We start from the raw sequence: 26,210 nt of genomic DNA on the forward strand, positions 1-26,210 counted from the left end.
TATGGATATCAATATATGCCATTTTTGACGATTATCTATACCACAATGTGCTGAAAATGTTTAAAATAGTGCCGTTTTGTCCGGATGTTTTCCCGTGCATACATTGACACAGAGGCGCATCGGCCATACCTTGTAGAGCGAGGAGTTCGATATGATCATCATTCAGGCGGACCTCTACGACCGTGCGAAGGCTGTTTTCGACGCATCCACCCTCGAGCTCACCCCCGTTGCCTACGGGAATGAGAAAACCATGCTCGACCTTGCGAAGGCGAAGGGTGTGCGCGTATTCATCATCGGTGCCGAGAAGTATTCCGACGATTTCTATAAAAGCATCGATGCATCATCGCTCATCGTGCGCTTCGGTGTAGGCTACAATGCCGTCCCCATCGCGCTCTGCAAAGAACGCGGCACACGCGTCGCTTTCACGCCGGGCACGCTTGATGCGTCGGTTGCCGAGCATACGATGGCCCTCATTCTCGCCTGTGCCCGTCACGTTGCGAAAAAGCACGCGGAAATGCGCGAGAATACATGGGCGTTCGAAACGGGCATGGAATTGGCCGATAAAACGATAGCCGTCATCGGCTTCGGGAATATCGGACGCCGTGTGGCATCCATTGCCAGGAACGGTTTCGGCATGCGCATACACGCGTTCGACAGAATGAGCGCGCTCGCACCCGAACACGCCCCCCTCGCGGACGCCTATTTCTCATCGTGGGAGGAGGCTGTCAGTGAAGCGCATATCGTCTCGCTTCACCTCGCGGTCACCGACACCACAAAAAAGTTCCTTGACAGCAAGCGTATCGACGCCATGCGTTCCGATGCCATCCTCATAAACACCGGACGCGGGGCGCTCGTCAATGAAGCCGATCTCTACGATGCGCTCGCTGCGAAACGGATTGCCTCCGCCGGCATCGATGTGTTCACCGAGGAGCCGTATGCGCCGGTGCCGGGGAAAGACTTCCGGACATTGTCGAATATCGTACTCACGCCGCATCTGGGATCGAATACGGACGCAGCGAACCGGCGTATGGCGGAAGCGTGTGTTAAGAGCGCGAAGGCGTTCATCAGCGCTGATATGGGCGGGGTGACGCTTATCCCTGAGATGAAATAATAAGGGATAGCACATTGCATTTTTAGCACCCATGCCTGCGAGTATACCACCCGGCGTTATCCTATCTCAGTAGTGTTGCATCGCCCGCGCGCTCCTATCAGCCCTGACCCTGTCCACCTCCATCGCTCATTGGTCTTTATGAGTATGGGTGATGAATATTGCATCGATTGGATTGGCGGCAGGGGCAATATGGAACAGACAGGGTACAGGGGGAAGAGTGGGGTTCGGAGGCGACTTCGATGAGGTTGCCGCCGATTCTAGCAGGAGAGCTATATAAGGACTACAATCATTTGTTAATCGGAACAAATCTATTCTGTAAATAGTTCTCATACGGCAATCGGATCACTTCAAAACCGAATTGTTTTTTAAACTCATGATCATCGATTTTCTCTTTAGCATTCTTGAGCCGAATTGGTTTTTCATCTTTAAAAGAAAAGATAATCAAGAAGTTATCAATTATTACTTTTGCATCGATTTTCATCTTTGCAACAAGGTCATTAAAGGTTGTAGATAATTCTGAATCAACGGGTGGTTTTGTTTCCCCTAATATGAGTTTTACAAATGCACTGTGACGTTCTAATTGGTCTTCGTCAATCAATATTGATGCGTATTTGCCAAACCCATCCCACTTTGATTCTCCAAGACAAACTTTCTTCAGATTCCCTGAAATCCCCCCAACGATAAAATCAAACTCCCCATAGCAGCTTACACCTCTCCCAAAACTCGGTCGATAAAAAATAGTCTCGATTTTCGATAAATACAGGTGTTTTTTCATGTTGGCTTCATTTTTTAAAAAATGAAGACTGAGCGCATCTTCGCCATAGCCAAGAATTTCCATTCAACGCCTCTTTGATAAATGATCTGGAAAGCTTTTTCTATAAAATGCACCAAGGGTTAGCAGAAATTTTCTCAAAGACTCAGGCTTTTTAACAGCAACGCATTCCCCCCATGCTTGACAGTATACCACCCGGCGTTATCCTGTCAAATCCGACCTCGTCTCAGTAGTGTCGCATCGCCCACGCGCACCTATCTGCCCTGACCCTGTCTACCCTCATCCATCGCTCATTGTCAATTCGCCCGAATTCACCGACATAGTGGTCATCAATATCACTCGGCAGTGATCTATACCCGTACATACCGCTCGCGCATCTTTTGTGCCTCATCGGCATCATTCACCCATTGTATTATCGCCAGCCCCTGAGGCGGGAGTTCCAAGAGCGTACGCATGTCTTCATCGCCGATATGCCCCCAGATAATGAGCGGCATCTTTGCAAGAATAGCCTCATGCACCGGACGGAGCTTCTTCGCCGACGGACCGCCGTCATCGATATGTAGTTCGAGCGCCGTCATTCCCATCTTCATGTACGCTTCGTACGGCATATATCCTGTCGGGTGTTCGTGCATGATGCAGCCGTTGAACGCCTTGACCATGCGCTCATCGTACGGGCGTATGAATTCGTTAAAGAGTTCGGGTGAGAGTAGAGCGGCCGCGTCCTCCTGATGCCAGATGGTGTTCGCGGGTGCCCAGATATTATAGTAGAACGATCCGACACCGCCATGGAACGGCGGTATATGTGCAAGCTGCATTTTCCCGAATTCTATCCAGAGATCGGTCAATCGTTCACAGACGGCATGGACCTCTTCCGGCGCATCCATCATTTTGAAGACGAATTGCTCGCCGCCATACACAGCCGAAAGGAGATCGCTTATGCCGCGCATGCGCGTCGTGCCGATGGGATAGCGCCCCGCACTTTTTTTCGCTATCGCTTCGATCAGCTCGCGCGCCTTCATTACCCAGGGGTCGTTCTTTGAAAAAACGGGGATATCCTTCGCGCCCCCGAACGACGGGGGGGCTTCGCTGTACAGGGAGCCGCCTGCGTGATTTGCGTATATCGGACAGCCGAGCATCGCTTCCATCCACGGTATGCCCCAGAACGCGCTCGCCGACCAGATCGAATCGCCTCCGCATGCTTCGTGTATCTGAAATAACCGCTCGCAATCCTCGACATAGCCATCGACGGGGAAATCGTCGGGAGTAAGCGCTCGTCCCTCCGGAAGCTGCTTCGCCGCCTCGTAGCGATGCAACGGGAATTCAGTTTTTGCGGAAAAACCGAACAGTACGCGGCTGTTCTTTCGCGCGTAGAATTCGCGGGATAGCAGTACGCGTTCTTCAATGGTGCTCATAGTGTCCTCGCTCATGCAGATGCTATACTATACATCCCGTTCCCGGTATTTTCCATGGAGAAAAGGGAACTATCATGCATATCAAAGCACCGTGTGCATCGCAGCTTGCCGCTCAGTACGCCGCATGGGCATTCCCCACTGCCTCCGATACGCGAAGCGCTCGGCCGTATATGCGGAAAAGATCGCACTCGCCGACACATGACAGGTGTATGACATCGCCGCTCACATCGGTCATTGACGGATGGATACGCCCCCAGCCGAACTGGCGCTCTTCACCGCCGTCGCATAATTTTCCATCGATGACGAACATGATGATATTCGGCCCGCCGTCGACTATCGCTGTGATATGATGCCATGCGCTGGGGGTGATGAGTCCGCCGTCGCTTTCCCAGGACGATTCATTGTGCCCGTCGCTCAGGAAAAGGGAGATGGTGCCGCGGTCCGTGAGTGTAAGCGCGGTGCCGCGTCCGGCGCTGTCGCGTGAATTGAAGAGCACGCCATGCGTACCCGCTTTGACCCGGATGCGCATTTCAATTGAGAAACCGCTGGTGAAATTCTTCCCGCCCCATTGATGCGGATGCATGTGAAGCGGCGGCAGTTTTATCGCATCGGGCAATCGCTCGTTCTTCTTTATTTTCTTCGATTCGAAAAGAATGCCCTCGCTCGCAGATTTTTTGTTCGCCGCCTGCGCCCACAATCCTTCGATGAGCGTTTTGTCTACATGGTGCACACGCGCTACCGTTTTCTGCGTCTCGGTCACATAGTATTCCCCGCCGTCCTCGACGAGGTCCGGATAGCTCATGCGCGATGCAAGTTCGTCATCGTACAACAGCACTTCGGGCTCTGACCAATGGATATGTCCGTCCTTCTCGATACCGCCGGTTATCCATGCGGGATTGCGGTCGGCATACGGCACCCAGCCGGCTTTGTTCGCGATGAATTTCGCCCCGCCGTGATTGTGATACCAGTAGAGATACTTCCCGTTCTCACATTTCCAGACGAAATTCGCCGCGCGCGGATGTTTTATCTTTTTCCCGTTCGGCGTATAGCGTGCATAGGCGGGCTTTGTCCAGGTATGACCGCCGTCGCGGCTGTAGGCGCATGCGGGATAGCCATCGATAGTGCGATACACCGAGTAGAGCGATCCGTCGGAGAGTTCTACTATCGTATGCTCTTCGGACACGCGGCCGCCGCCCGCCGGTGCACGAAGACCGATATCGCCGTCGGGGAGTGTGGCGAAATTCACTTTTTTCGGATCACGTTCGGTGAGTATATTATCGCTTTTCAGGAATACGCCTTCCGACTGCGCGAAGAAGCCATCGCCCATGGCGCCCACTTTATGAAGAACGAAGATCGCTTTCCCGTCCTTCGTCGTTATCGGGCGGCCTACGTTCCAGAAGAATCGCAGCTTCCCCGCGTACACATTCTTCCGGTCGCATTCGAATTCCCGCACCGGAATATTGTATCGCTCCTTCGACCACGACTTGCCGTTGTCGTCCGAGTATTTGAACACATAATCGCCCAGGGAATCGACGCGCGTGAACACGCCGCTGTCCTCGCGCTTTACTTCGCGCACATTCGCTCCGTTGTAATTATAAAGACAATAGATGCGTCCGTACGGCGCTTTGAATACGACGGAATACGACGCCTCGGGACCCGCTGCCGGCTCGACATCGGCCCGTTCTATCCAGGTAACACCGCGATCAAAGCTTCGCATGGTGATGACATGCTGGCCCTTATCCCCTTCATGCCCGGTGCCGGTGGTCATGGTGCATACCCACGCGCCGTCATCGGCTTTGATGATGTAGGGCTGATCGCAATAACCTTCGGAAGGGATGTTCGCTCCGGCGGTGATGTTCCGGGTATCGATCGATGATGTCATGGGAACTCCTTTGGTAGAATGAATATCATACCGGAGAGGGACAAGGTCAAGGGGTGAAAGCGGAATTTATCGGTATTTTTCGGAACGTATACGGGAGCGGCTCATGCGCACGTGCTTCATGCGCACGCGCTTAGTATCGAAAAAGCACATCGAGCATTTTATTGAGATAGTCGACGATGAGCTTCTGCTTCTTGTTCTTCTCGACATCGAGCTTCACTTCCTGAGTGGAAGTGATGTTCGTTACCGGGCGCGCAACGAGTATGTTCGCCGCAACGATATTGGTGGTGAGTATCGTGCGCCCGCCGGAAACGGAAGGAACGATATTGGTCACGAAGCCCGGCGTAAGCACATTCGTCACGCCGACGTTCGTCTTGACGATGGTGTTCGTCACGGTGACTATCTCATTCGGAGCGAACAGCCCGCGGTTGCCGATGGCGATGCCCGAATAGGTTATCGTGGGGTTCATGAGGTCGGTGGAATTGACGATGCTGCCTTTCTTTATGCTTTTGGGAGATACCGTGCCGGTGATGTTCACCGTTTCCGTTTCGCCGTTGACGATCATCGTGTGCGTGCCGGCAAGCGTGATGCCCTTGTTGGGGAGAATGCCGGTCACCGCGGCGGTTATCGATCCCTTGAATTCCCCCGATGACTGCGACTGCCCTTCGTGCGTATACGTCGCGCTCTCATTGAAGTCCACCTGCGGGAGAAAACTTATTATCGGCGATGCCGCGCCGAGCGGGGCCGTCGATTTGCTTTTCACACCCTTGCTCTGATTGCGGTACTTGACGATTATCTTATCGTCGAAGACTATCTTGACCGGATCTCCCGCTTTCAGTTTTTTGTCGAGGAACCCTTCCGCATCGTCATTCCAGAGTGACTTCGCCTGCAGCGATACCGCAGCGAGGAGAAGGGCTGTCGTGGCTATTCGGCATGCAACCATGGCGCAAGTATACACCGCACGGCGGGAAAGTAAATACACCACATGACCGGAATGACGATCGTTCAGTGACGACGATGCACTACCAGGATCGAACGATGGCCCCGAGCACCCCCGGAACGGCTGAAAGCGATGCTGCGTTTCGCGTCGTGTTCCGTTCGGTCGCACCGGATATCGTGCCGGTCATCGTGAGCGTTACGGTGTAGCCTTTATCGCCGAAGCGCGCGATGGACGCCGATACCACTTTTTCCGACTCGTAGATGGTCGCTTTATTATCAACGACGGTGTAATTGCGGGAACTCATCACCGATGCTTTCACCATTTCAGTGAGCATGACCGCATCGTTCGCGGTAAGATCGCCGCCCGGCTCGAACGGCGCTATGCGTATGAATGTGCGCGCCGAACCAAGATCGATCGCCGTACCGCGCATATTCTCCATGAGCGTCCTTGCGGCCGCATCACCGATCTTGTTGTCCCATTTCGGTCCCCCGAGCAGGACCGCGGCACCTTTCTGCCTGCGGTTTTCTGCATCGAACAGCACCGCGATGATGCACGTGTTTGAGAATATCGTCCCGGTTATGCCGTAAATGAGCGTATCGCATTTCATTCTATCGGCTATCGCGGCAAGCATTGCCGTCTCGGGGTTCACGACCGGCGGGAGCATTTCGCCGATGGCACCGATAGTGCTCTCGACGGCATCGACGCCGAGCACGGTATAATTGCTCGCGGCAAGTGTTCTCGCTATAGCGGCACTGAGATCACGTGCTTTTTCCTTCGCTATGCCGACGGATGCGAGCGGCGCCACCGCCACACGCGGTGCGGGAAGCAGCAATGAAACACCTGTCAGGAGCACGGCGAGAAGCGCGGCCGGTCTGCCCGGGAAAAAACGCTTGCCGGATGACACCCTATCGCCCTTCATCGTGTGCCTGCTGCACTGCCGCATTGCGTTTCCGGTATATGACCGGGCTTACGCCCTCTACGCGGCGGAACAGCCGATTAAAATGCGAAAGGTTATTGAAACCGGTCTCGAATGCTATGGTGGAGATGTTCTTGTCCGTACGTGCAAGCATGTCCTTGATGACGCCGATACGGTGATCGTTCACATATTCGACGAATGTTTTTCCCGTTTCCTTCCGGAACAGGTCTGAGAACCGTTTTGTCGAGATGAAAAAATGGTCGGCGTAGTGCGCGGGCGAGAGGCGCTCGGAATAATGCGCGTGTATCTCTTCGAGCGCTGTTCGTATCCGGGCATCAGATGCAGCGAAAGCCTTTGCCGGTTCATTTGCGGCATAGAGCTCGCACAGCAATTCTGTGGTAAGCGCACGGAGCATATCAGGCGCTGTCGGCATTTGCTGTGACTGGATGCGGAGCATGCGGCGAGCGATGTTCTGACAGCGGAACACCGTCGATGCATCGTCGATGCACAGGAAGCGCTTTCGGCGTACCATATCCGCAAAAGCTTTCATGAGCGAAAAGCCGACGGTGTACGAATCGTCGAACACGATAATTATCTGGTAGAGCTCATCCCCGGGGGTATCGACGGCGCGATGGGCGACGGCTCCGTCCCAGAACACGAGCATATTCCGCTTAACGGGATGCGCTGTGAAAGTGCCGGCGGTCTCGTCGGTAACGACCTCGTATCGCCCGCTCCCGCCGATAATAAGGCCGACTTCAAAGAACGGGTGACGATGAAAATGGCCCGTGAAATCCCGCGGGTGCACCGCTTCGTTTATCCTGAAAAGCGGACTGCCGTAGTTCATGACCTGTATTTTCATGGTATCGCCGATAGGACAGTACTATAATCAACTGCCGGCAATTGTCAATCATCTTCACTTTCCCGATGAGCACAGGGCAATGAGATCATCAGCAGGTGCGATTGCAAGACATTCCACCGCGTCCGCAGCGCCATAAAATATTTTCACCTCAAAGCTTCATGTAATAAGTGATATTCTCATGCGAGATAGTGAACCCGGCGCGTTCATATGCCCGTCGTGCTGGCGCATGCGCGTCATCAAGTCCGGTCGATACCTGCGCGTAGTGCAATCCTTCCTGAAAAGCTCGATGACCGCTCCATACATCTGCTGACCGATACCATTGAGACCGAGGTCCGGATCGACCGCATTCATGCAGATCTCTCCGGCCTTTTTCTTGTTATCTAGAGTGAACGTAACAAAGCCGGCGATCTTTCTATTCTCTTCGCATACCAGCACCCATTCCGGATGTGTCTGACATTGGCCTTGTATCGCTTTCCCCTTCTCGGTATCCGGCCCCGGCCGCAGCAGCGAAAAAAGCTCCTGCCCGAACCGCATGCGGAACATGTTCATGATAGGGCGCCATGCCCTGTTCGCGATATCCGTGATGGTATCCAGATCATCTTCCTTTGCCGTTCCTTCCGCTGACGCTTCACTCCCCGAGCTTCACCAGCCGCCACAGCCACGGGTACCCATACGGCTCCGTGCCCTTCGGCCCGAGCGTAACGCCCTGCTTGCGGCCGTCACCGTCATTGTCATTCACCAAGAGCGACAAGCCCATCACGCTCCCTTTTTTAAGATCGAGCAGCGGGAGCGTATATGCCGGGAAAAAAGCTTCAACGACATATCCCGATGCCGTGCTCACATACGCCACCGACACGTCGCCGTCAACGCCGGTCGGGGCGTTATTCTCACCGACAAAACGCGTTCCCGTGCCATGATCGAGCGTCGCCACCGCCCGACCGCTTTTTTCGACACCGATCGTGTACGTCACATCATTGGCGTTATAATCCTTCAGTCCCGGCGCTGCATCGCCGCGCAGATCGAAGTATACCTGCACCGAATCGGAATTATACATCGCAAGCTCGGTAGTGATACGGTTCACGACCTTCTGGTCGCGCACCCGTACCGCCATAAAGAATCCATTGCTCGCCCAGCGGAAAGCAGCTTTGGCGGTAAGGTCCTCGGGGCCGCTGTGCGGCAGCCTGGGATTGAAATCGGCCGAGAGCGCGTTCTCATCGAGCGTGAACCATGCGGCATCGGACCAGTCGGATACGTCGCCGTCGATCGTTATCGGCGCCTGAGCCATGGGAATGGCGAATGACGGAGCGCGCGCCGAGCGGCGAGTCATTTGATCTTCCGCTTGAGCGATATATCGGAATTCATACGGCTCATTCCACGGCAGCAGTGCGGCCACGAAATATCCGGTCGATGTTCCTGCGGGAGGGATAGAAAATTGAATATCATCCGGCATGGACATGCCCCGCGGCACTGATTCAAAATGCAGAGAACCCTTCGCCGCGCTGTTCCCGTTATTCTTCATCGTGACCGATATACGGGAATCTGCAAGCACATCGAACGTGAAGTCGACAGGAAAATCAAAACCGCGATAGTCACCGGCCTTGAATGCGGACTGTATCTCATGTGCCGTTACATTCCTGCCGAACGTAAAGTATATCGGAAGATATCCCACCGGCGTCCACTCACCCGCAAGGGGGTTCCCGTCCTGATCGACGACGGCATCATGCATCCGTTTTATTTTCATCCGTCCTCTTATCCCGAAGACGCGCGTGTTGACCGTAACGAGCTTTGTGCCGTCCGTGCGCTCGAACAGAAAAAGACGCAGCGAGGGCGAAACATCGATCTCGCTTCCGGACGAGAGTCCAAAGGTGACCGAGCTGAGATGCCGCAGTGATCCGAAAAGATGATTATAGTAGGGCCACGGGGAGATACCGCTCTTTATCAGATTGCGATGCGGGGCAAAAAGGGAGAACGGCACTCGATCGGCGGCGAACCCGTGGAGATAGTGCTGGAGTATACGCCCTGCGCAATCCTCCTCCGAATCGGTCATGAAGTTTTCCTGAAAATCACCGTCGTACACGGCATTCCGCGTCCCGTACATCACTTCACTGTTCATGACGGGAAGCGACTTTCGGTACTTGTCTATCAGCGTCCTCAATCGGCGGTAGCTGTCGCAGAGCGGCGGGCTTTCCGGCGATGCGCCGTAGGGATGCACCGTGAACGCATCGATATAGTTCGCCGCCCCGAGCTTAAAAAGTTTTTCGGTATATTCGTAATCCATGCCGTTGATGTTCGCCGCGACCTTTGTTTTTCCGACGGACCGTATCGCTTCGCTTCCCGCCTTGAGCACCCGCACATAGGTCTCCGGCGGCATGAGTTTCACGCCCGATGCCATCCATATATTCGGTTCATTGAGCAGCTCGATATACTGCACATCAGGCAATCCCGCAGCAATGGCGGCGACCTTGACCGCATACCGTGTAAGCGCGTTCGGAATATCTTCCTCGCTTGTCGCTTTCCCGGTCTTCCGCATGACCTTAATGCTGATGGGGGAATCATCATCCGGCTGCACATCGATCATGAGCGTCTTCCCTGAACGGCGCTGCAGCTGGAACCCCGGCCGCACGGCATCGAGATATTTCGGGGCATCCTCGACGAATTTCGAGCGTTCACCGTACCATGCCTGAAAAAAATTCCGAGAAAAGCCGGCACCGATCATGCCGCTCCATGTCTCTTCCCATCGGATGAAGCTTATCGGATTGCGATGCGTATTCAGCTCAACACCGATAAGCGGGTTCAGCGTCAGCATCGTTTCGCCTGCGGTCACAAGGTAACGCCATTCGCTTTTCGCATACACACGCGCAGTGTCGGCCGTGCCGAGCAGCGCCTCGAGGGCGATAACACCCGGACGATCGGTCTTGATCGGGACACGAAATGTCTGCATGCCGGCATCACTTGTCATGTCATACGATGCGGTAAAGCGTTCGGCACCTGACACATCAAGCCCGCGCACACGGAGTACGCATCGTTCTGCGATACCGCCAGCGGCAGCACGCACGATGACACCCCCCGGCTTTCCGAGGGAAAAGACACCATCCTGTTTCTCGCTCTCAAAACCGATCTGCGGCCCCGGATCGTATGCGGTCATGGGGCCTGCTTCAAGCTGCACCGAATCCAGCCACACCGTACTCTGCGCATCCATACGGAAATATATCGAATTACCGTACTCGCTTCCCTGCGATGCTTCCTTGAACGTAACGGAGTATCGCTTCCACGTCCCGTCGAAATCCGAGGATGGTATCTCGACAAGCGCCCTCTTCCATGTCGGCGTGAGAACAAAAGCACGCACGCCCTTCCCTTCTTTGGAATCCCCGCGCAGATAGAACGACAGCGTATACGACTGATTCGGCACATAGGTATGCCGCGGGCTGATGAGGCTCAGATTGTTCTCGTAGAGCTTAAGCGAGCACGCGCCTGCATGCTTTACCGTATGATCGATCTCGGGGAGCCGCTCATCCGTCTCGAGCTTATTGAGAAAGTCCTCGGTGAACCATCCATTGACCCCATTGTCAAAACCGGCGTTCTCAAGGAGATTCTTCCTCGCCGGTGAGCGTTGCGCCGGTGTTGCCTTCGGCTCAAGGCTTACATCATCGAGGTAGAATGAGCCGTACTTTATCTGAAAAACGATCTTCAATGTACGCGCACCCCATTCGGCCGCCGCCGGCAGCATTTCGGAGAACGTATATTTCTTCCAGGCTTTCTCCAGAGTGATCTCTTTCAAGCGGTACCAATGGCTTCCATCGGGCAGCGGTGAGGTATAGAACATCGCCTGCATGGCCTGCCCGTCCTTTTCGCCGCGCGCATAAAAGGTGAGCGTATATTCCTGATCGTTCGAGACCGAGGTCGGAAGCGGCGCAGTGATGTTCACCGGCTTTTTTTTCGCCGGTGCGGGATCATCGGACGCGCTTTTTAAATATGCCGAATAGCTTCCCTTTATGAAATCACCATTTTTTGATGCCTCGCCTATCCCCCCATCTCCGGCAACGACCCACGGCGTCACGGAACCGGATTCAAAATCACCGTTCTCGATGAGATTGTCCTGAGCCAGTACTGCCGTGCATATCGCAATAAACGACACGAGCATCAACCGCATGAGCCCTCCCGGGTATGTCCCATGAATATGACCGAACAGGGGAATTTAATTTTTGCTGCGTCAGAACGGAAATCACGTGATACTTTTCGGGAGCAGCCGCTCACTATCTTCCGCGTATCCGTGCACGCGCTTCCGACGAGTACGCATACGCATCAGGGAACGTTTTACCGAGCGCGACCTCGGCCATTATCGACCGCTCGTACATCACGTCCATCTCTTTTGACATGAGCGCGTTCACGCGATAGCGGTATTTCATCCAGTACTCATCCGCCCGGCGCACATCCGCCCGTGCGAGGAATGCCTTCGCGCGTATCGAACTGTTTATCTTTTCATCAGCGGCGATGCTCCGCCGCCAATTCTTCTGTTTCTCGAGATAATCCTTATAGCCGCGCTCTTTATAGAACGGCTCGAAATCCTTCCGCATGGCGTCGAACGATAATTGTCCGACCTGATACAAGGCGTAATCCTGCTGCCATTTTATGACCGATTCTCCGCCGATCTCGAAGGTAAGCATGGGCGATACGCCCTCGGAATGGAGATTGAATTTTTTCAGGATGCCGGTGCCTTCCGCATTCTTTATGCAGGGGATCCAGCCGATCATCTCGTTCAACTTGATGTTGTTCTCCTTCCCCATGAGGAACAGCATGAAGTCGATGGCCGCCTGCCGTCGTTCGGGTGCGCTTTCCGGCACCGGACAGCCGAACGGGAAATGCGTACCGGGATTCTCATACGCAGGCCCCTCGACATATTTGCCGTAGAGCGGATCATCCTTCGTCGGCAGCGGAAAATCCATCACCTCAACTTCGAAGCCGTTGTCCTCCGCCTGTTTGGCGAGGGTATTGGCATCCCAAGTACCGGTGGCGATGAATACAGCACGCTGCTGGACGAACTGCAGCACCGCGTCATCGCGTCGAAGGCCGGTGAACCCCGGCATGGAATTGCTCGCGAACTGTGCGACCATGTCGAATTTCGCGCGATACGGGCCGTAGGAAAGATCTATCTTGCCGCTTTTGAACGCGATGTACACCTCGGCGATGCTTGCCTGGCAATCGTGGTTGAGGTCGATGATGGTCCGCGCCGGCGATGTAATAGGATTGAATAGGTTATTCTCTATCTGTGCCATATGGTACTGCGAATTCGCTACCGGTATCATCGTGGTTATCGATGCACGGTACGCTGCGCGCTCACGGGTGCATTTCGCCTTCTCCCCGGCAAGCGCCGCCTCGCGGGACTTGTCACCGCGCGCACGCGCCGCCGCGAGCTCTTTTTCGACTTTCGCGTCCCGGCGGTCGAATGCCGAAAGCTCGTCGATGACCTGCTTATTCAAATATTTGTTCGTCTTGATGATCTCGCACACGGCTATGAAATCGCTGAAATTCTTCGGCGCTTCTGTACGGCCGGTATATTTCCTATAGAGATCTTTATTGTAATAGAAACGCACCAGGAATTGCGAAAGGCCGAACAGCATGTATTCCTGGAGATCGGCATTATAGAGCGCCCGCATGCCGTCCTTGGTGGTATCGCGAAGCGCAACATTCTCGAACTCATTGCCTTTGTTGTAGGGATTCGGACGCATCATATATTCGGTGAGCGGTACGAAATAGCGCTGATAATACGACAGGAGAAGCGGATACGGCACGCCGAGCCCGCATTCGATTATCTCGGGCGCCGTGCCGCCGAGCATCTGCGTGATGAACCACTGTCCATACGTCGACTCGGGAACCGGGTTCTGCACCACGCGGACATTGGGATGGAGTTTCCGATACTGCTCGGCCATATACGCAAGGCCTTCACGAACGCCCGGCTCAAGGTTCCAATGGGCAATGTGCAGTGTTATGACGCGCGACTTTGCGTCCCGCGGAAGTTTTATCTTCGTACCGGGCACCAGCGCGAACTTCTCTGAAATATCGGGATAATTCTCTTCGCATATCTTATCCGCGGTCGTGCCATGCTCATCCGCGATAGATCGCACGGTATCACCGGTGCGGGCAACATAGACGCGCTCGTCCTCTACATTGTTCTTCGTGAGCACAACGATGGCCGATGCTATGAATACGGCCACGATAAGTATCGGCCCTATGTAGGCCTTAACGAACCGGATGATCTTGTTCACGGCAATACTCCTCTCTCAGCTACAGGCCTGCGACGCATCAGTATAACGCCCATACCCGATTTGTACAGTACACGAGCATAGTGCATCTACTAGTGTAACCGCTTCACATGGTTTCCCCAATGCAATTTTGCGAAATATTTGTATTTTCATGCTTTCGTCACCCATCGGGCATTGTGTGTCCATCCCCCCGCCTCACGGGCGGTCTCAAGCATGGTGATAACGTTCTCCGGTCTGACATCGTCAGGGAGCGTATGACACGGCCCGAGGACATAGCCGCCGCCCGGAGCGAGGGTGCGGATGAGCGATCGTACGAATTCGGCGACCTCCTCCGTGGTACCGTACGGCAGTACATGCTGCAGATCGACCCCGCCGAGGAAGGAAAAATCCTTCTTGCGCGTAACGAGATTCTCCAAATGCATATCCTTTGCCGTCGTCTGCACCGGATTGATGAGATCGACACCGATATCCTTCAGGTCATCCATGAGCTGAAAACTGCTCCCGCAGCAATGATGGCCGATGAACGCGCGCGGGCAATGTCGCCCAACCGCTTCAATGTACGCTTTGAAATACGGCTTGAACAGCGCTCGAAAATGCTCAGGGGATATATACGGCCCGCTCTGCGTGGCAAGATCATCGCCGATGATGACAAGATCGATATACTTCCCTACCGCACCGAAATATTCATCGATGAGCGGCGTAATGACGGAGAGATAGATATCATTGAAATGCCGGACGAACGTCTCATCAGCCGCGATATCCATGAGCCATTGATCGTAGCCGCGAAGCCAGCACCCCGCCTCAAATATTCCCGGCGCCACCGTCGGCGCTACGATGAAGTAGTCGGTCTCGCGGTGAAGGAATCGCGTCTCGTTCACGACGCGGTCAAGCCCGTTCCCATGCGGCTTTGGCCATGCATAGCGATACACATCTTCCAGCGACGCCGTGCGAAGCGGGAAATCATTCTCATCCTTTCGAAACCTGCCCCAGTGTCCCGGGGCGAGCCTCAGATCACACCCGAAGTATTCCTGAATGCGATTATCGAATTGCGTGAACCGGGGATCACGCTCGCCGCGAATACCCAGAACATCAGCGATGCGCCCCTGCATTGCCGATGTAGCGCCGGTAAAAAGCGCGCCGAAACTCACGGGTAAACGGTCCGGTTCTTTGTGGCTGAGAGAGCATCGGGTGCGTTCCCGCGATGTCATTACACCCGTATGCTTTTCCGACTGGATATCCGCTGCCTTCAGCATTGCACTCCTCCTTTTCAATGCAAGACGCTCACTGGTCGGCGGCTATGCATGGTCATAAGATGCACTATCACCGGGAAAAAGAAAATGCAGAAAAACGTATGCTGTTGCAGAAAAACGTATCCTACTGCTGCGAATGGATGACCGCCACGGCCTTTGCGCGGTAGTCACGCGGAGAGGCGCCGGTCACCTGTCTGAACAGGCGGCTGAAATAGTATTCGCTCTCGAACCCGCACTCGACGGCAATGCTCCCGATCTTCTTCGACGATCCGGCAAGCATCTCCTTTGCGGCGTTTATCCGCTTCTCGACAAGGTAGCGCATCGGGGTTACGCCGTATCGTTTCTTGAACGCAAGCCTCAGCACGTCGGTGGTCGCCATTAATTCATCGGCGAGATGGGTTATTGAGAGCTTCCTGTCGAAACGCTGATCGATGATATCGCGCGCATGTTCGACCGCAACGGACGGCGCACGGGTATCGCTCCCGCCGGAAAGACGACGCACCAGAAGTGTTATCTCAAGCGCTTTCGCTTCGATAAGCGCTTTGTAGAAGACATCCTTACGCTCAAGTTCATGCCGTATGCTCTGCATCCGCTCGCGCAGCTCCGGGGTGCTCTTGAAAACGCCTTCACCGAGACCTTCCGTTTCCCACCCCTTGACGCCGAGACAATAATGGCGCGCGGCGCGTATATTCCCGGCTGCGTGTACCGTATGCGCCGGATGGACCATGATATCGCCGTCTTTCAGACGTTTTCGCCGTTCGCCGAAGCAGACGTGCCCGGCGGAACCTTCTATATATACTATCTCGGAGAAGTTATGTTCGTGCGGGCCGCAGGAATTTCCCGCTGGCGAGTGCTCGATGAAGAATACTACAAATCCCATTACTGCGACTATATCGGGAAATGGGAAAAACGCCAGGCGCCCATCATCGCTTTGACGTACAGAGCGCAAGGAGATCATCGACGTTCGCGGTCGCAAGACAGGTGACCGTATCAGCCGCACCGTAATAAATTTTCACCTCGCCATTGTCCTCGAGTATCATGCCGCCGGGGAATATCACATTGTTGCGGAGGCCGCCGCTTATCTCATACGATGCTTCGGGCACGATGAGCGGCTCCTTCGACATGCCGATTATCTTCGACGGATCGGCGAGATCGAGGAGCATGATGCCGGCGGTGTATCGCTTCGTCCATTTTGCCTCCCAGCCGTTCTTCCCGCGGTTCGCGTCGTCGCGGTCGACGGCATGGAATGTGGTAAGCCAGCCCTTTTTCGTTCTCACCGGCGGCGCCGCAGGACCGATCTTATCGTTCGAATACGGCACATCCTCCACACCGAGGAGCAGATTCGAATTGCCCCAATAACGGCAGTCGGGGGAATCGGACATCCAGATATCGAATCTATCCTTCCCGCCGCGGCTGTATACCGGGAACGGCCGCTCAAGCCGGACGAATTTGCCGCCTATCCTCTCAGGGAACATCACCATATTGCGATTATCCGGCACCGTCATATGGAGAACTTCGAAATGTTCGAAGTCATCGGTAACGGCAATGCCGCCGCGTATGCCGTGCTTCGTATCGATGGCGAAGCACAGATACACGCGCCCTTCTATTACCGTGATGCGCGGGTCATACGCCCTCGTAATCTCCTCATCACCGAGCGAAAAGCAGGGCTTCGGCATAACCTTCCATGAAATGCCGTCATCACTATAGGCAAGACCGATATTCGTCCGTATCGGCGGCCACGGCTTTTTACCCGCAATGAACTCATCAAAATCCTTCTGGCCGAAATTGTAATCATTGCGGAACACCATCACGTACTTCCCCTGATATTTCACCACGCCGGCGTTGAACACCAGCGTGGAGGGGTAAGGAATATCGCCTTTTGCCAGCACGGGGTTCTGTGCGCAGCGGGTCATGCATCGGGCCGAATGTAAAGCATCCATCGTCTGTCTCCTGAGAGTATTACCGTACGCTCTATGCTACGACTATATCATAAAAACGGCTTTGTAAAAAACAGTGCCGGCTTTGCATTTTCTGCGTTCTCTCCGTAACGGGCCGCACTTCCGAATAGTATCGTTCCCCTTCGGTTTTGTAGTAGCCTTCAATGGGGCGCCTGTCTATCTTATGCTCAACTGTGAGGTACGATATATGAACTATTCATTCATGTCATTTTCCGCACCGACACTCTCGTTCAAAGACCTTTGCGCCGCCGCCAAGGAATACGGGTATGACGGCATTGAACCGCGCGCCGGGGCCGGCCATGCCCACGGCGTTGAATTGACCGCGGACGCGGACGCGCGCCGGACCATACGAATGATGTCCGAAAATACCGGCATCGCCGTTTCATGCATAGCCATATCCTCCAGCTATTCGGATCCCGCAGATACAAAGGAACAGATCGAAACGACGCGAGAGTACATCGATCTTGCATCCGATATCGGCTGCGGACGGATACGTGTTTTCGGCGGACAGCTCAAGGGAGATCTCGTACGCTCCACCGGCATTGAGCACCTTGCTTCCGCTTTGCAGGAACTCGCGCCTCATGCCGAACGCCGCCGCGTACGCATCTGCGTTGAAACGCATGACGGCTGGTGCGACCCGGCACATCTTGCCGAGGTAATGCGCAGGGTTGACGATGAATGGGTATCCGTGAACTGGGACATCATGCATCCAGTACGGACACGGGCTGCATCGATAACCGAATCCTTTGATCTCTTGAAGCCGTGGATACAGCATTTGCATATCCATGACTGCTCCGAATATGGAGAGAAAATACGTTTCGTTCCTGTCGGCACAGGCATCATAGACCACAGGGCAGCGCTGCATCTTATTGAAGGGCATAATCGCGATATTTTCATGAGCTTTGAATTGATCGACTGCGGAACGCCTGCGTCGCATTTACCGCACGGGATCGCTGCAATGAAGGAATATGAAAGTGCAATGACAGTTAAGGAGAGGAATTAACATGGAAGATCGAACATATCGCAGGGTAAGGATCGGTGTCGTAGGCGTCGGCGTCATGGGTTCATGTCATGTAAGAGACTTGGCGGACATGCAGGATGCCGATATCATCGGCGTATGCGACATCGACAGGGAAAAAGCCGACCGATCCGCGAAGCAGTATGGATGCAAAGCATTCTATTCGTATCAGGAGCTTCTCGATGCCGGCATCGATGCCGTCGTCATCGCCACCCCGCATTACGACCACACCGCCATCACTATTGATGCGTTCGCGCGCGGCATACATGTCCTCGTCGAAAAGCCGGTGGCCGTGCACGGCAACGATGCGAAAAAGATGAACGCGGCATATGAAGCGGCGCGAAAGAAAGATCCATCGCTCGTCTATGAAGTGATGTTCATGATGCGTACATCGCCGGAATACAGGAAGATCAAGGAGCTCATCGCCGGCGGCGAGCTCGGTCGTCTTGTCCGCACCACATGGATAATAACCTGGTGGTTCCGGAGCCAGGCGTATTATAACAGCGGCGGATGGCGCGCTACCTGGCGCGGCGAGGGCGGCGGCGTGCTCATGAACCAAAGCCCGCACAATCTCGATCTCTACCAATGGCTCGTCGGAATGCCCAGCCGCGTGACCGGTTTCGTCTCGCTCGGCAAATATCACGACATCGAGGTCGAGGACGAAGCGACCGCGTATTTCGAACACGAGAACGGCATGATCGGTCATTTCATAACGACGACGGCGGAAGCGCCCGGCACGAATCGGCTTGAAATAGTCGGCGAGAACGGCAAGCTCGTATTCGAACACGGCAAGATAAAACTGTACCGCAACAGGATATCGATGCTCCGTCACATTAAGGAATCGGCCACGACGTGGGAAGTCCCCGAGGTATGGGAGATCGATGTCCCGGTAAGCACCATGTCGAAAGGGATGCATCGCGTTGTGCTCGAAGATTTCTGCAGCGCAATACTGAGCAAGCATCCGCCGATGAATCCCGGTACAGAAGGCATCAATATGGTCACGCTCAATAATGCGATCATGCTTTCATCGTTCAGCAAGAGACCGATAGATATACCGTTCGACGGCGACGAGTACGAAGCCAAACTGCGGGAACTTTCCGCCGGCTCGCGGTACAAAAATAATGTGACTGCCGTCGAGACGAAACTCCCCGGGGGATTCAAATGAACATGCAGACACTTTCACGCGAAGGAGATCTATCATGAAGAACTGTCTATTCTCAGTGAGCTATGCGGGGCTGTGGGGGCAGGATGCACTCACGCTCAATGATTTTGTACTGAAAGCCGCGGCCTTGGGATATGAAGGCATAGAGATCATGTGCAAGCGCCCGCATTTGTATCCTTATACTGCCGATGATGCCGCTGTTTCAGCGCTCAAACGTCTCATTGATGAAAAACATCTTACAGTAGCCTGCATGGGCGCTTACACGAGCTTCACCGCAGGGAGCGAGTCGCGGGAAGTGCCGCTCTCCGACCTGCAGGTAAGTTATGTGCGTGAGATCGCACGGATCGGCGTAAAACTCGGATGCAGACTTGTCCGCATCTTTACCGGCTACGATAATGGGCGTGAACCGTTCGGCGACCAATGGAAGGCCTGCGTCACCGCGATACGCGCCTGCTGCGATGCAGTGAGTGATCTCGGCGTCACCATCAGCATTCAGAACCATCACGACATCGCCGTGGATACCGAAGCACTCCTTGAGATGTACCGTGAGATAGACCGTCCCAATCTCGGCCTCATGGTCGACGCATGGAGCATGTTCCTCCGGGGCGAGGACATCGAACGCTCGCTGGAAAAAGCCGGCGCAAAAATGACGTTCTCAACCGTCGCCGACTATATCGTTCTCCCGCGCTACCAATACCGGCCGGCCATGGTAAACTATGAGCGCGTCGAACCCTCACTTGTGAAAGCGGTCCGTATGGGTGAAGGCACGATGGACTACAAGCGATATTTCACAGCATTGCGGAATGTCGGTTATAACGGCTGGGTAAGTTATGAGACATGCTCGCCGATACGCGGCGGCGGCTCCATCGAGAATATCGATGGCTACACAGTATCATTCCTGGATTATATGAAAGGACACGGATTCTCGAAATGACCGCGCGGCACGAGAACGTCTCGACATCATCGGCCGATGCCGCGCCGCTACATGCGCTCCGGCACATCGATACCGAGCACAGAGAGAGCGCTTACGAGCACCGTGAGCGTGACCTCAGAGAGCGTGAGCCATGAGCCGCGTTTTGCCGCATCGTTCTCATTGATAATGGAACAGCTGATATAGAACTGATTGAACGCCTGCGCAAGTTCAAAAAGATATTCACAGAGATGGTTCGGGAGAAGCGCTTCATACGCGGATATGACGACGTCCGGATAGCGCGAAAGCATCGCCATGAGCGCGCGCTCGGGATCACCGGTGACCGCAAGCGTGCCCGGTGTGAATCCGCGTTCCGCAGCCTTTCGGAGTATCGATTTAATGCGCACCGATGTGTAAAGAAGATACGGCCCGGTCTTCCCCTCAAATCGGGTGAACGCGTCGAGATCGAAGATATAATCCGTCTCGCGGTGATTGACGAGATCGGCATATTTAAGCGCGGCAAGCCCCACGCATTTCGCCACATGCTCGCGCTCCGCTTCGGGATAGCCGTCGGCGACGCCTGCTTCCGCCATGCGTTCGCGCGCCTTTCCGACGACCATGCTGATGAGGTCCGAAAGCTTCATGACGCCGCCCTCGCGCGTTTTGAACGGCTTGCCGTCCTTGCCGTTCACCGTACCGAACGGGACGTGCATGAGCTCGGCGTCCTTCGCATACGCCGCCCTTGTTGCGGCGAGGAATACCTGCGTGAAATGGAGCGACTGCCGTTTGTCGACGACATAGAGAAGCCGTGCCGGCGAGAATTCGGCAACGCGATCGCGTACCGCCGTAAGATCGGTGGTGCCGTAGAGATACGCGCCGTCGGATTTCACGAGAAGAAGGGGCGCTATCTCCTTTCCGCCGGTCTCTTCTTCGCTGAAATGGACGACGAGCGCGCCTTCGCTTTTCGATGCAATGCCGCGTGAGGTAAGGTCGTCGATCACGCTCGGTATCTTCCCGTGATAATAGCTTTCACCGCGCCAGAAATCGAACCGTATGCCGAGGGCGATGAATTCATTTTCCAACTGCGCGCGCGAGATATCGACAAAATGCTTCCAAAGGGCGGTATATCCCGCATGTCCCTTCTGCAGAAGCGATATCGCCTCGAGCGCTTTCTTCATCTCCGTTTCGTCTTCCTTGCACTTCTTCGACTGCACCGGATACATCGTCTCAAGATCGTCGATGGTCACCGGCGACGTCTTCGGGAATTCGCCGGCATGCTTCTCGTCAAAATAAGGGAGTGAGGGGTCCTTCTCGCGGAGCGCACAGATGAGCATGCCCATCTGCGTCCCCCAGTCGCCGAGATGATTGATGCTCACCTTCGGCACGCCGAGGTAGACGCACAGGCGCTGCACGGCATCGCCGATGATGGCGGAGCGCAGATGACCGACATGCATCGGCTTGGCTACGTTCGGACTGCCGAAATCGATGAGCGTCATGCGTTTGTCATCTATCAGGGACGAGGCAAGTTCGTCGATGCGCCTGAGCTCAAGGGCGCCCTCGAGAAGCAGAGCATCGGAGACCGTGATATTGATGAAACCCGGGCCGTCGACGGTAGCCTTCGCTATCATGCCGCCGCCATCCGTAACACGGCTGAGCACCGCGTCCGCTATATCACGCGGTTTTTTCTTGAGCGTCTTCGCCGCAGGGAGTGCGCCGTTGCATTGGAAATGGCTCAAGTCCGGGCGATTGGAAACGGCGACCTCGCCGAACGAAGCATCGATGCCCTCGGCGGTGAATGCCGCGGAAAAAATGCCGGTAAGTTTCTTTCGTACTGATATCATGGTTCTTCCCGAAACGCTGAATTGCGGTAGATAGTACCGTATTTTTGTCTTTTCTACAATTCCAATCTATTTGTTCGAAATCTGTATACTCTCGATGTATGCGACCGGTCCGCCGGTATTGCTCAGTCGCACATAGAGACGGTCCCATTTTCTTTTATCTGATTTAATATCAAGGCGCACTATCCTGCCTGTGCCCGGCGTATCGAAAACCAGATCAACGGCAGTAGAATTTTCCGTACGTTCTTTGACTGAAACTGAGATCTCTCCCGTGCGGAGATCCAAACAGCAGCTGAGACGATACCATGTCCCTTCACGGGGGGGCCCACCCGCGGTTCATGACCATTTTTCCAAAGCTTTCATTGCGAACGGCAACCGCCCCTCCCCAAAAACCGACCATAGGGCCGACGATGCTGTCCAATCCAATACCGATCTGCGCAATAGCCATAGTGCTTTTACCTTTTTCGGGAAAAAACGCGTCGAATTCCAGTACGATCTTTTCTTTTCCGCCCAGGGTTACGCCAATGTCTCTCATGCCGCCGACCGGTTCGATGTTCGTCCCGTTTTGCGCAGGACTCGCCAAAACATTCCCGCCTGGAAGCTCGACAATAACAGCGGGGAGCCATCGGCTTCCATTTTTATCGTTATACGCCAGCCATTGATCCTGACCGATTATTGTACCGCTTGTATAGGTATGGGAATTGAATGCGAATTTGATCTCAGGAATTCGAGCGCCGGCATCGTCATCAAAATCACCGGTGACCGAAAATGCTTGCGTTCCCAATGTAACGTTCTCTTTTACATCGCTGATTTTGTTGTTCTCGATCTGAACATTGCTGCTGCAATGCACGAAGATCCCGGACTCAGGGGCACCGGCGATCGTGTTCCCCCGTATAACGACATGTTCAGCACTGCCTATGGCAATTCCGGAACCGATGCGTGTACCGGATATTTTATTTCCCTCTATCACTATACCGCGGTGCGCTCCGGCTGCCGCGGGTGTGCGATTGTCGTACGACGATTGGATCTGTGCCCATACTTCGATAGCCCCGCCCTTGGCACCAAGGCCGTAGTGACAATCGCGGACACTATTACTCCGAATGATGGTATTTCGAGTACTGAGTCCCTCGTACCATCTGCCTCTATCCGCATTGAGGCGTATGGCCTGGCCTGAGCATGCCTCAAAAATGTTCCTCTCGATAACAGCATTTCGCCCCATGAGAACCGCTCCGGCACCGCGGTTTTTCCCGAAGACAGAATCGCTGATGCGGACACGGGGTGTCGCCGAAGCGTTTCCGACATAGACTCCCGGTTGTATCCAGGCGGGCAGCCGCTCGGTGAAGGCTGCCTTGAGCACTTTTGCATCGCCATCCAGAATGCACTCCCGCACTTTTCCGGTGAAGCTTGCATCCAACGGCGTTTCGTTTTTCCCGAATTCGATCTCATCCCCGACCTCGAATTGTGTCGGCCGCAGCATTTTTGCAGGATCCCGAGAAGCGGTCCTCCCAAGGGCAAGAATGCCCACATCGCTTCCCTGCAGGTAGCGAGCAGCCCAGAGGACGAGGCGGTAATCGTCTACGCGCTGGGACACCTCAAGGTAATGGGTATTCTGATTGATGCAGTCGTCACCCATATGCATGAATCGGCAATGCTCATACACCAGCTGGCCGCGTATATCGAAATTATAGCTGCCGTCAGCCGACGAGGAAAACACGCGATCGGTACCGGGGCGCGGTACGATCTCAACATGGCGATAAAAAATATCAGTGCTGTTGCCTGCCGCGATCGCCACGCCATGGCTCGAATAAATCGCAACCCCCTCAAGGGTTACATTAGACGCATACGCGATGCGGACGGCATTTTGACCGTACACATAATGGCGATACACGATAAACCGCGAACAAGGCGGCTTCGTCGTCCACGCAGGCGTTTTCAATACCCATTGGACGCTGTCAACAAGATGATACGGAAAAAACCAGTATTATTCGGACACTGTTGAGACCCTGCGCGGTCTTGACGATACATTGAAGAGCAGTATACTCGCTGTACATGAAACGATTCTTCCTGTCAAAAATTGATACGCACTTTCATGCGCTGAAGAACAGGAATTTCCGCATCTTCTGGTTCGGCCAGCTCATCTCGCTCATCGGCAACTGGATGCAGACGATAGCGCTTCCCTGGCTTGCGTTCTCGATAACGAAATCGCCCTTCCTCCTCGGCGTCGTCGGAGCGCTCCAGTTCACGCCGACGCTCCTTTTTTCGCTCTTCATCGGCGCCGTCATCGACCGTTTCGAGAAGCGCAAGGTGATACTCGCCGCCCAGTCGCTCATGGCCGTCATAGCGCTCGTGCTCGCCGTTCTTGTCATTTCCGGGCATATCGAGTACTGGCACATACTCATCATCGCCGTCCTTCAGGGCTGTGCGAACGCCGTCGAAATGCCTACGCGGCAGACGTTCATGATAGAAATGGTCGGCAAGGACGATCTTATGAACGCCATCGGCCTCAACTCGGCCACGTTCAATACGGCACGCATCATCGGGCCGGCGGTCGCCGGTGTCGTCATGACGACGATAGGCATCGGCTTCTGCTTCCTCATCAACGCAGCGACGTTCATCCCCATCATCGCCGGGCTTTTTTTCATACGGCCGCTCTTGTGCGCCATAAAGCCCGCACGCTCGAACGTGCTTTCCGAGATAGCCGACGGTTTCCGTTATATCGCAAAGCACGGTATGCTCGCGCGCATTATGGTCATCGTCCTTTTCGTGGGACTTTTCATCATGAACTTCAATGTGATGGTGCCCGTGCTCGCGAAAACGGTGCTCCATCAGGGCGAGGCGGGGTTCGGTCTTCTCATGTCATGCATGGGGATAGGTTCTCTGTTCGGTGCGCTCGGTACCGCTGCGCGGAGCAAGCGCGGTCCGAGAACGAGCATGCTGTTCGTAACGGCGACGGCGGCGGCCGTCTGCTTCATCGCGATATCGTTCAGCACCGTGTACGCGCTCTCCGCGGTGCTCCTTGCCATCAGTGGATTCGCGACCGTCACGTTCATGACGACGGCCAATTCATCGATACAGCTCAATGCGCACGACGATTATCGGAGCCGCGTCATAAGCATCTATTTCTTCATTAATGTCGGGAGCACGCCGCTCGGCAATCTCCTCGCCGGCGGCATAAGCGACTACTTCGGCATTCAGAGGAGTTTCCTCGTCTTTGGCGGCATCGTCATTCTCTGTCTCGCCGTATTCCTCTTCTTCACGCGAAAAAGGGCGTCACCCGCCTAGGCGCGTTCATCTGGTCTTCAGAAGGAAAAGTGCATCCTTTGCACCGAGGCGAACGATGCCCCGCACCGGTGAACCGTCGTTCATGACCGTATCCTGTTTCGAGGAGGCGACGAGCTTTCTGAACTCGCTCCCCGGCGCTATCGCGGCAAGGTCGAATTCATAGTGATGCACCGATGGATTGGCGAGCACGATGCCGTTCTCGAAGATGCGGTACATCGCGTCCGTATGTGCATGCACGCTCATATTTTTGAGGATGACATCCTCGCGGCCCTCGATGGTGAACGTTATCTGCGCCGTTGGGCCTCGCGCGTTGCGGAAATAGAAACCCGAGGTGAAATCCTTCCCGTCCGCCCATGACATGAACGTCTCCCCGGTCTGTTCCTCTGCAAGGCCTTCCGTAATGCGCACATCGCCCCAGTATCCCTGATCGCTCACCGCATTGTCATTCGGCCCGCAGTCGGCGATAAATCGCAGCCGCATCGTCCTCCCGCTCCATGCGTTGAGCGGCACACGATGATGCATCCATTGATGGGTTTTCTGGATATGTTCGAACACCTTCGTACCGGGCGCACCGGCTTCGCTGACGGTCACCTGAAAGGCAACACCGTCGCTTTTTCCCGGGCTTTTCGGGCCGAGCGTCGTG

General features: G+C 54.7%; 20 protein-coding genes. 5 read left to right on the forward strand and 15 right to left on the reverse strand.

All coding sequences use genetic code 11. The features are described from left to right. Positions 1–151: 151 nt before the first annotated feature. Entirely contained in the window at positions 152–1,111 is a 960-nt protein-coding gene (locus tag AABZ39_14100) for an NAD(P)-dependent oxidoreductase (protein MEK6795910.1), read from the forward strand. Positions 1,112–1,397: 286 nt separating this feature from the next. On the opposite strand, the gene AABZ39_14105 is transcribed toward AABZ39_14100, so the two are convergent. The 12 genes from AABZ39_14105 to AABZ39_14160 form a co-directional block, all read right to left on the reverse strand. Next, on the reverse strand, positions 1,398–1,949 hold the full coding sequence (locus tag AABZ39_14105) for a hypothetical protein (protein MEK6795911.1): 552 nt from the start codon (positions 1,947–1,949) through the stop codon (positions 1,398–1,400). Between the two features lie 284 nt (positions 1,950–2,233). Then, on the reverse strand, positions 2,234–3,295 hold the full coding sequence (locus tag AABZ39_14110; protein ID MEK6795912.1) for a hypothetical protein: 1,062 nt from the start codon (positions 3,293–3,295) through the stop codon (positions 2,234–2,236). 112 nt (positions 3,296–3,407) lie between these two features. After that, positions 3,408–5,177: an exo-alpha-sialidase gene (locus AABZ39_14115; protein ID MEK6795913.1), complete on the reverse strand. Its 1,770-nt coding sequence runs from the start codon at positions 5,175–5,177 to the stop codon at positions 3,408–3,410. 130 nt (positions 5,178–5,307) lie between these two features. Next, on the reverse strand, positions 5,308–6,117 hold the full coding sequence (locus tag AABZ39_14120; GenBank protein ID MEK6795914.1) for a flagellar basal body L-ring protein FlgH: 810 nt from the start codon (positions 6,115–6,117) through the stop codon (positions 5,308–5,310). 79 nt (positions 6,118–6,196) lie between these two features. Then, positions 6,197–7,033 (reverse strand): hypothetical protein, encoded by an 837-nt coding sequence (locus AABZ39_14125; GenBank protein ID MEK6795915.1) that lies wholly within the window; start codon positions 7,031–7,033, stop codon positions 6,197–6,199. Further along, positions 7,020–7,889 carry an AraC family transcriptional regulator gene (locus AABZ39_14130; protein MEK6795916.1) on the reverse strand — a complete coding sequence of 290 codons (870 nt, stop codon included), beginning with the start codon at positions 7,887–7,889 and terminating at the stop codon, positions 7,020–7,022. The genes AABZ39_14125 and AABZ39_14130 overlap by 14 nt, the downstream gene beginning before the upstream one ends. 156 nt (positions 7,890–8,045) lie before the next feature. After that, positions 8,046–8,438, reverse strand: a complete 393-nt coding sequence (locus tag AABZ39_14135) for a GNAT family N-acetyltransferase (protein MEK6795917.1) — start codon at positions 8,436–8,438, stop codon at positions 8,046–8,048. A 79-nt stretch (positions 8,439–8,517) separates the two neighbouring features. Then, on the reverse strand, positions 8,518–12,039 hold the full coding sequence (locus AABZ39_14140; protein MEK6795918.1) for a sugar-binding protein: 3,522 nt from the start codon (positions 12,037–12,039) through the stop codon (positions 8,518–8,520). Between the two features lie 103 nt (positions 12,040–12,142). Continuing rightward, the gene (locus tag AABZ39_14145) at positions 12,143–14,152 is read right to left on the reverse strand and encodes an extracellular solute-binding protein (protein ID MEK6795919.1); all 2,010 of its coding nucleotides are present in this window, start codon (positions 14,150–14,152) and stop codon (positions 12,143–12,145) included. Positions 14,153–14,298: 146 nt separating this feature from the next. Continuing rightward, entirely contained in the window at positions 14,299–15,402 is a 1,104-nt protein-coding gene (locus AABZ39_14150) for a uroporphyrinogen decarboxylase family protein (protein MEK6795920.1), read from the reverse strand. 121 nt (positions 15,403–15,523) lie between these two features. Further along, positions 15,524–16,279 (reverse strand): AraC family transcriptional regulator, encoded by a 756-nt coding sequence (locus AABZ39_14155; protein ID MEK6795921.1) that lies wholly within the window; start codon positions 16,277–16,279, stop codon positions 15,524–15,526. A gap of 43 nt (positions 16,280–16,322) precedes the next feature. Then, on the reverse strand, positions 16,323–17,339 hold the full coding sequence (locus AABZ39_14160; GenBank protein ID MEK6795922.1) for a glycoside hydrolase family 130 protein: 1,017 nt from the start codon (positions 17,337–17,339) through the stop codon (positions 16,323–16,325). A 205-nt stretch (positions 17,340–17,544) separates the two neighbouring features. Between AABZ39_14160 and AABZ39_14165 the strand changes: the two genes are divergently transcribed. Genes AABZ39_14165 through AABZ39_14175 form a run of 3 tightly spaced genes read left to right on the forward strand, consistent with a single transcriptional unit; the run spans position 17,545 to position 20,471 of the window. Next, positions 17,545–18,360, forward strand: a complete 816-nt coding sequence (locus AABZ39_14165; GenBank protein MEK6795923.1) for a sugar phosphate isomerase/epimerase family protein — start codon at positions 17,545–17,547, stop codon at positions 18,358–18,360. 1 nt (position 18,361) lies between these two features. Next, the gene (locus AABZ39_14170; protein ID MEK6795924.1) at positions 18,362–19,540 is read left to right on the forward strand and encodes a Gfo/Idh/MocA family oxidoreductase; all 1,179 of its coding nucleotides are present in this window, start codon (positions 18,362–18,364) and stop codon (positions 19,538–19,540) included. Between the two features lie 34 nt (positions 19,541–19,574). Continuing rightward, positions 19,575–20,471 (forward strand): sugar phosphate isomerase/epimerase family protein, encoded by an 897-nt coding sequence (locus AABZ39_14175; GenBank protein MEK6795925.1) that lies wholly within the window; start codon positions 19,575–19,577, stop codon positions 20,469–20,471. Between the two features lie 47 nt (positions 20,472–20,518). Here the strand turns inward: AABZ39_14175 and argS are convergent, their stop codons facing one another. Both argS and AABZ39_14185 read right to left on the reverse strand, forming a co-directional pair. Further along, a complete protein-coding gene (argS, locus tag AABZ39_14180) occupies positions 20,519–22,288 on the reverse strand; it encodes an arginine--tRNA ligase (GenBank protein MEK6795926.1) in 1,770 nt (589 codons plus the stop codon). A gap of 310 nt (positions 22,289–22,598) precedes the next feature. Next, the gene (locus AABZ39_14185; protein MEK6795927.1) at positions 22,599–24,077 is read right to left on the reverse strand and encodes a right-handed parallel beta-helix repeat-containing protein; all 1,479 of its coding nucleotides are present in this window, start codon (positions 24,075–24,077) and stop codon (positions 22,599–22,601) included. Positions 24,078–24,334: 257 nt separating this feature from the next. On the opposite strand from AABZ39_14185, the gene AABZ39_14190 reads away from it, so the two are divergent. Next, positions 24,335–25,567 carry an MFS transporter gene (locus AABZ39_14190; protein MEK6795928.1) on the forward strand — a complete coding sequence of 411 codons (1,233 nt, stop codon included), beginning with the start codon at positions 24,335–24,337 and terminating at the stop codon, positions 25,565–25,567. A gap of 6 nt (positions 25,568–25,573) precedes the next feature. Here AABZ39_14190 and AABZ39_14195 read toward each other — a convergent pair. Next, positions 25,574–26,210 (reverse strand): hypothetical protein (locus AABZ39_14195; protein MEK6795929.1); only part of this gene is annotated, 637 nt, incomplete at its 5' end.

This window comes from Spirochaetota bacterium (genome assembly GCA_038043445.1).
Classification (GTDB): domain Bacteria; phylum Spirochaetota; class Brachyspiria; order Brachyspirales; family JACRPF01; genus JBBTBY01.

Bases quoted from the DNA above. Each gene is read 5' to 3' on its own strand.
- AABZ39_14190 (MEK6795928.1), top strand. From the start codon at position 24,335: ATGAAACGATTCTTCCTGTCAAAAATTGATACGCACTTTCATGCGCTG.
- AABZ39_14110 (MEK6795912.1), bottom strand. From the start codon at position 3,295: ATGAGCACCATTGAAGAACGCGTACTGCTATCCCGCGAATTCTACGCG.
- AABZ39_14100 (MEK6795910.1), top strand. From the start codon at position 152: ATGATCATCATTCAGGCGGACCTCTACGACCGTGCGAAGGCTGTTTTC.
- AABZ39_14150 (MEK6795920.1), bottom strand. From the start codon at position 15,402: ATGCTGAAGGCAGCGGATATCCAGTCGGAAAAGCATACGGGTGTAATG.
- AABZ39_14160 (MEK6795922.1), bottom strand. From the start codon at position 17,339: ATGGATGCTTTACATTCGGCCCGATGCATGACCCGCTGCGCACAGAAC.
- AABZ39_14130 (MEK6795916.1), bottom strand. From the start codon at position 7,889: ATGAAAATACAGGTCATGAACTACGGCAGTCCGCTTTTCAGGATAAAC.
- AABZ39_14135 (MEK6795917.1), bottom strand. From the start codon at position 8,438: ATGAACATGTTCCGCATGCGGTTCGGGCAGGAGCTTTTTTCGCTGCTG.
- AABZ39_14115 (MEK6795913.1), bottom strand. From the start codon at position 5,177: ATGACATCATCGATCGATACCCGGAACATCACCGCCGGAGCGAACATC.
- AABZ39_14140 (MEK6795918.1), bottom strand. From the start codon at position 12,039: ATGCGGTTGATGCTCGTGTCGTTTATTGCGATATGCACGGCAGTACTG.
- AABZ39_14105 (MEK6795911.1), bottom strand. From the start codon at position 1,949: ATGGAAATTCTTGGCTATGGCGAAGATGCGCTCAGTCTTCATTTTTTA.
- AABZ39_14120 (MEK6795914.1), bottom strand. From the start codon at position 6,117: ATGGTTGCATGCCGAATAGCCACGACAGCCCTTCTCCTCGCTGCGGTA.
- argS (MEK6795926.1), bottom strand. From the start codon at position 22,288: ATGATATCAGTACGAAAGAAACTTACCGGCATTTTTTCCGCGGCATTC.
- AABZ39_14165 (MEK6795923.1), top strand. From the start codon at position 17,545: ATGAACTATTCATTCATGTCATTTTCCGCACCGACACTCTCGTTCAAA.
- AABZ39_14175 (MEK6795925.1), top strand. From the start codon at position 19,575: ATGAAGAACTGTCTATTCTCAGTGAGCTATGCGGGGCTGTGGGGGCAG.
- AABZ39_14155 (MEK6795921.1), bottom strand. From the start codon at position 16,279: ATGGGATTTGTAGTATTCTTCATCGAGCACTCGCCAGCGGGAAATTCC.
- AABZ39_14125 (MEK6795915.1), bottom strand. From the start codon at position 7,033: ATGAAGGGCGATAGGGTGTCATCCGGCAAGCGTTTTTTCCCGGGCAGA.
- AABZ39_14170 (MEK6795924.1), top strand. From the start codon at position 18,362: ATGGAAGATCGAACATATCGCAGGGTAAGGATCGGTGTCGTAGGCGTC.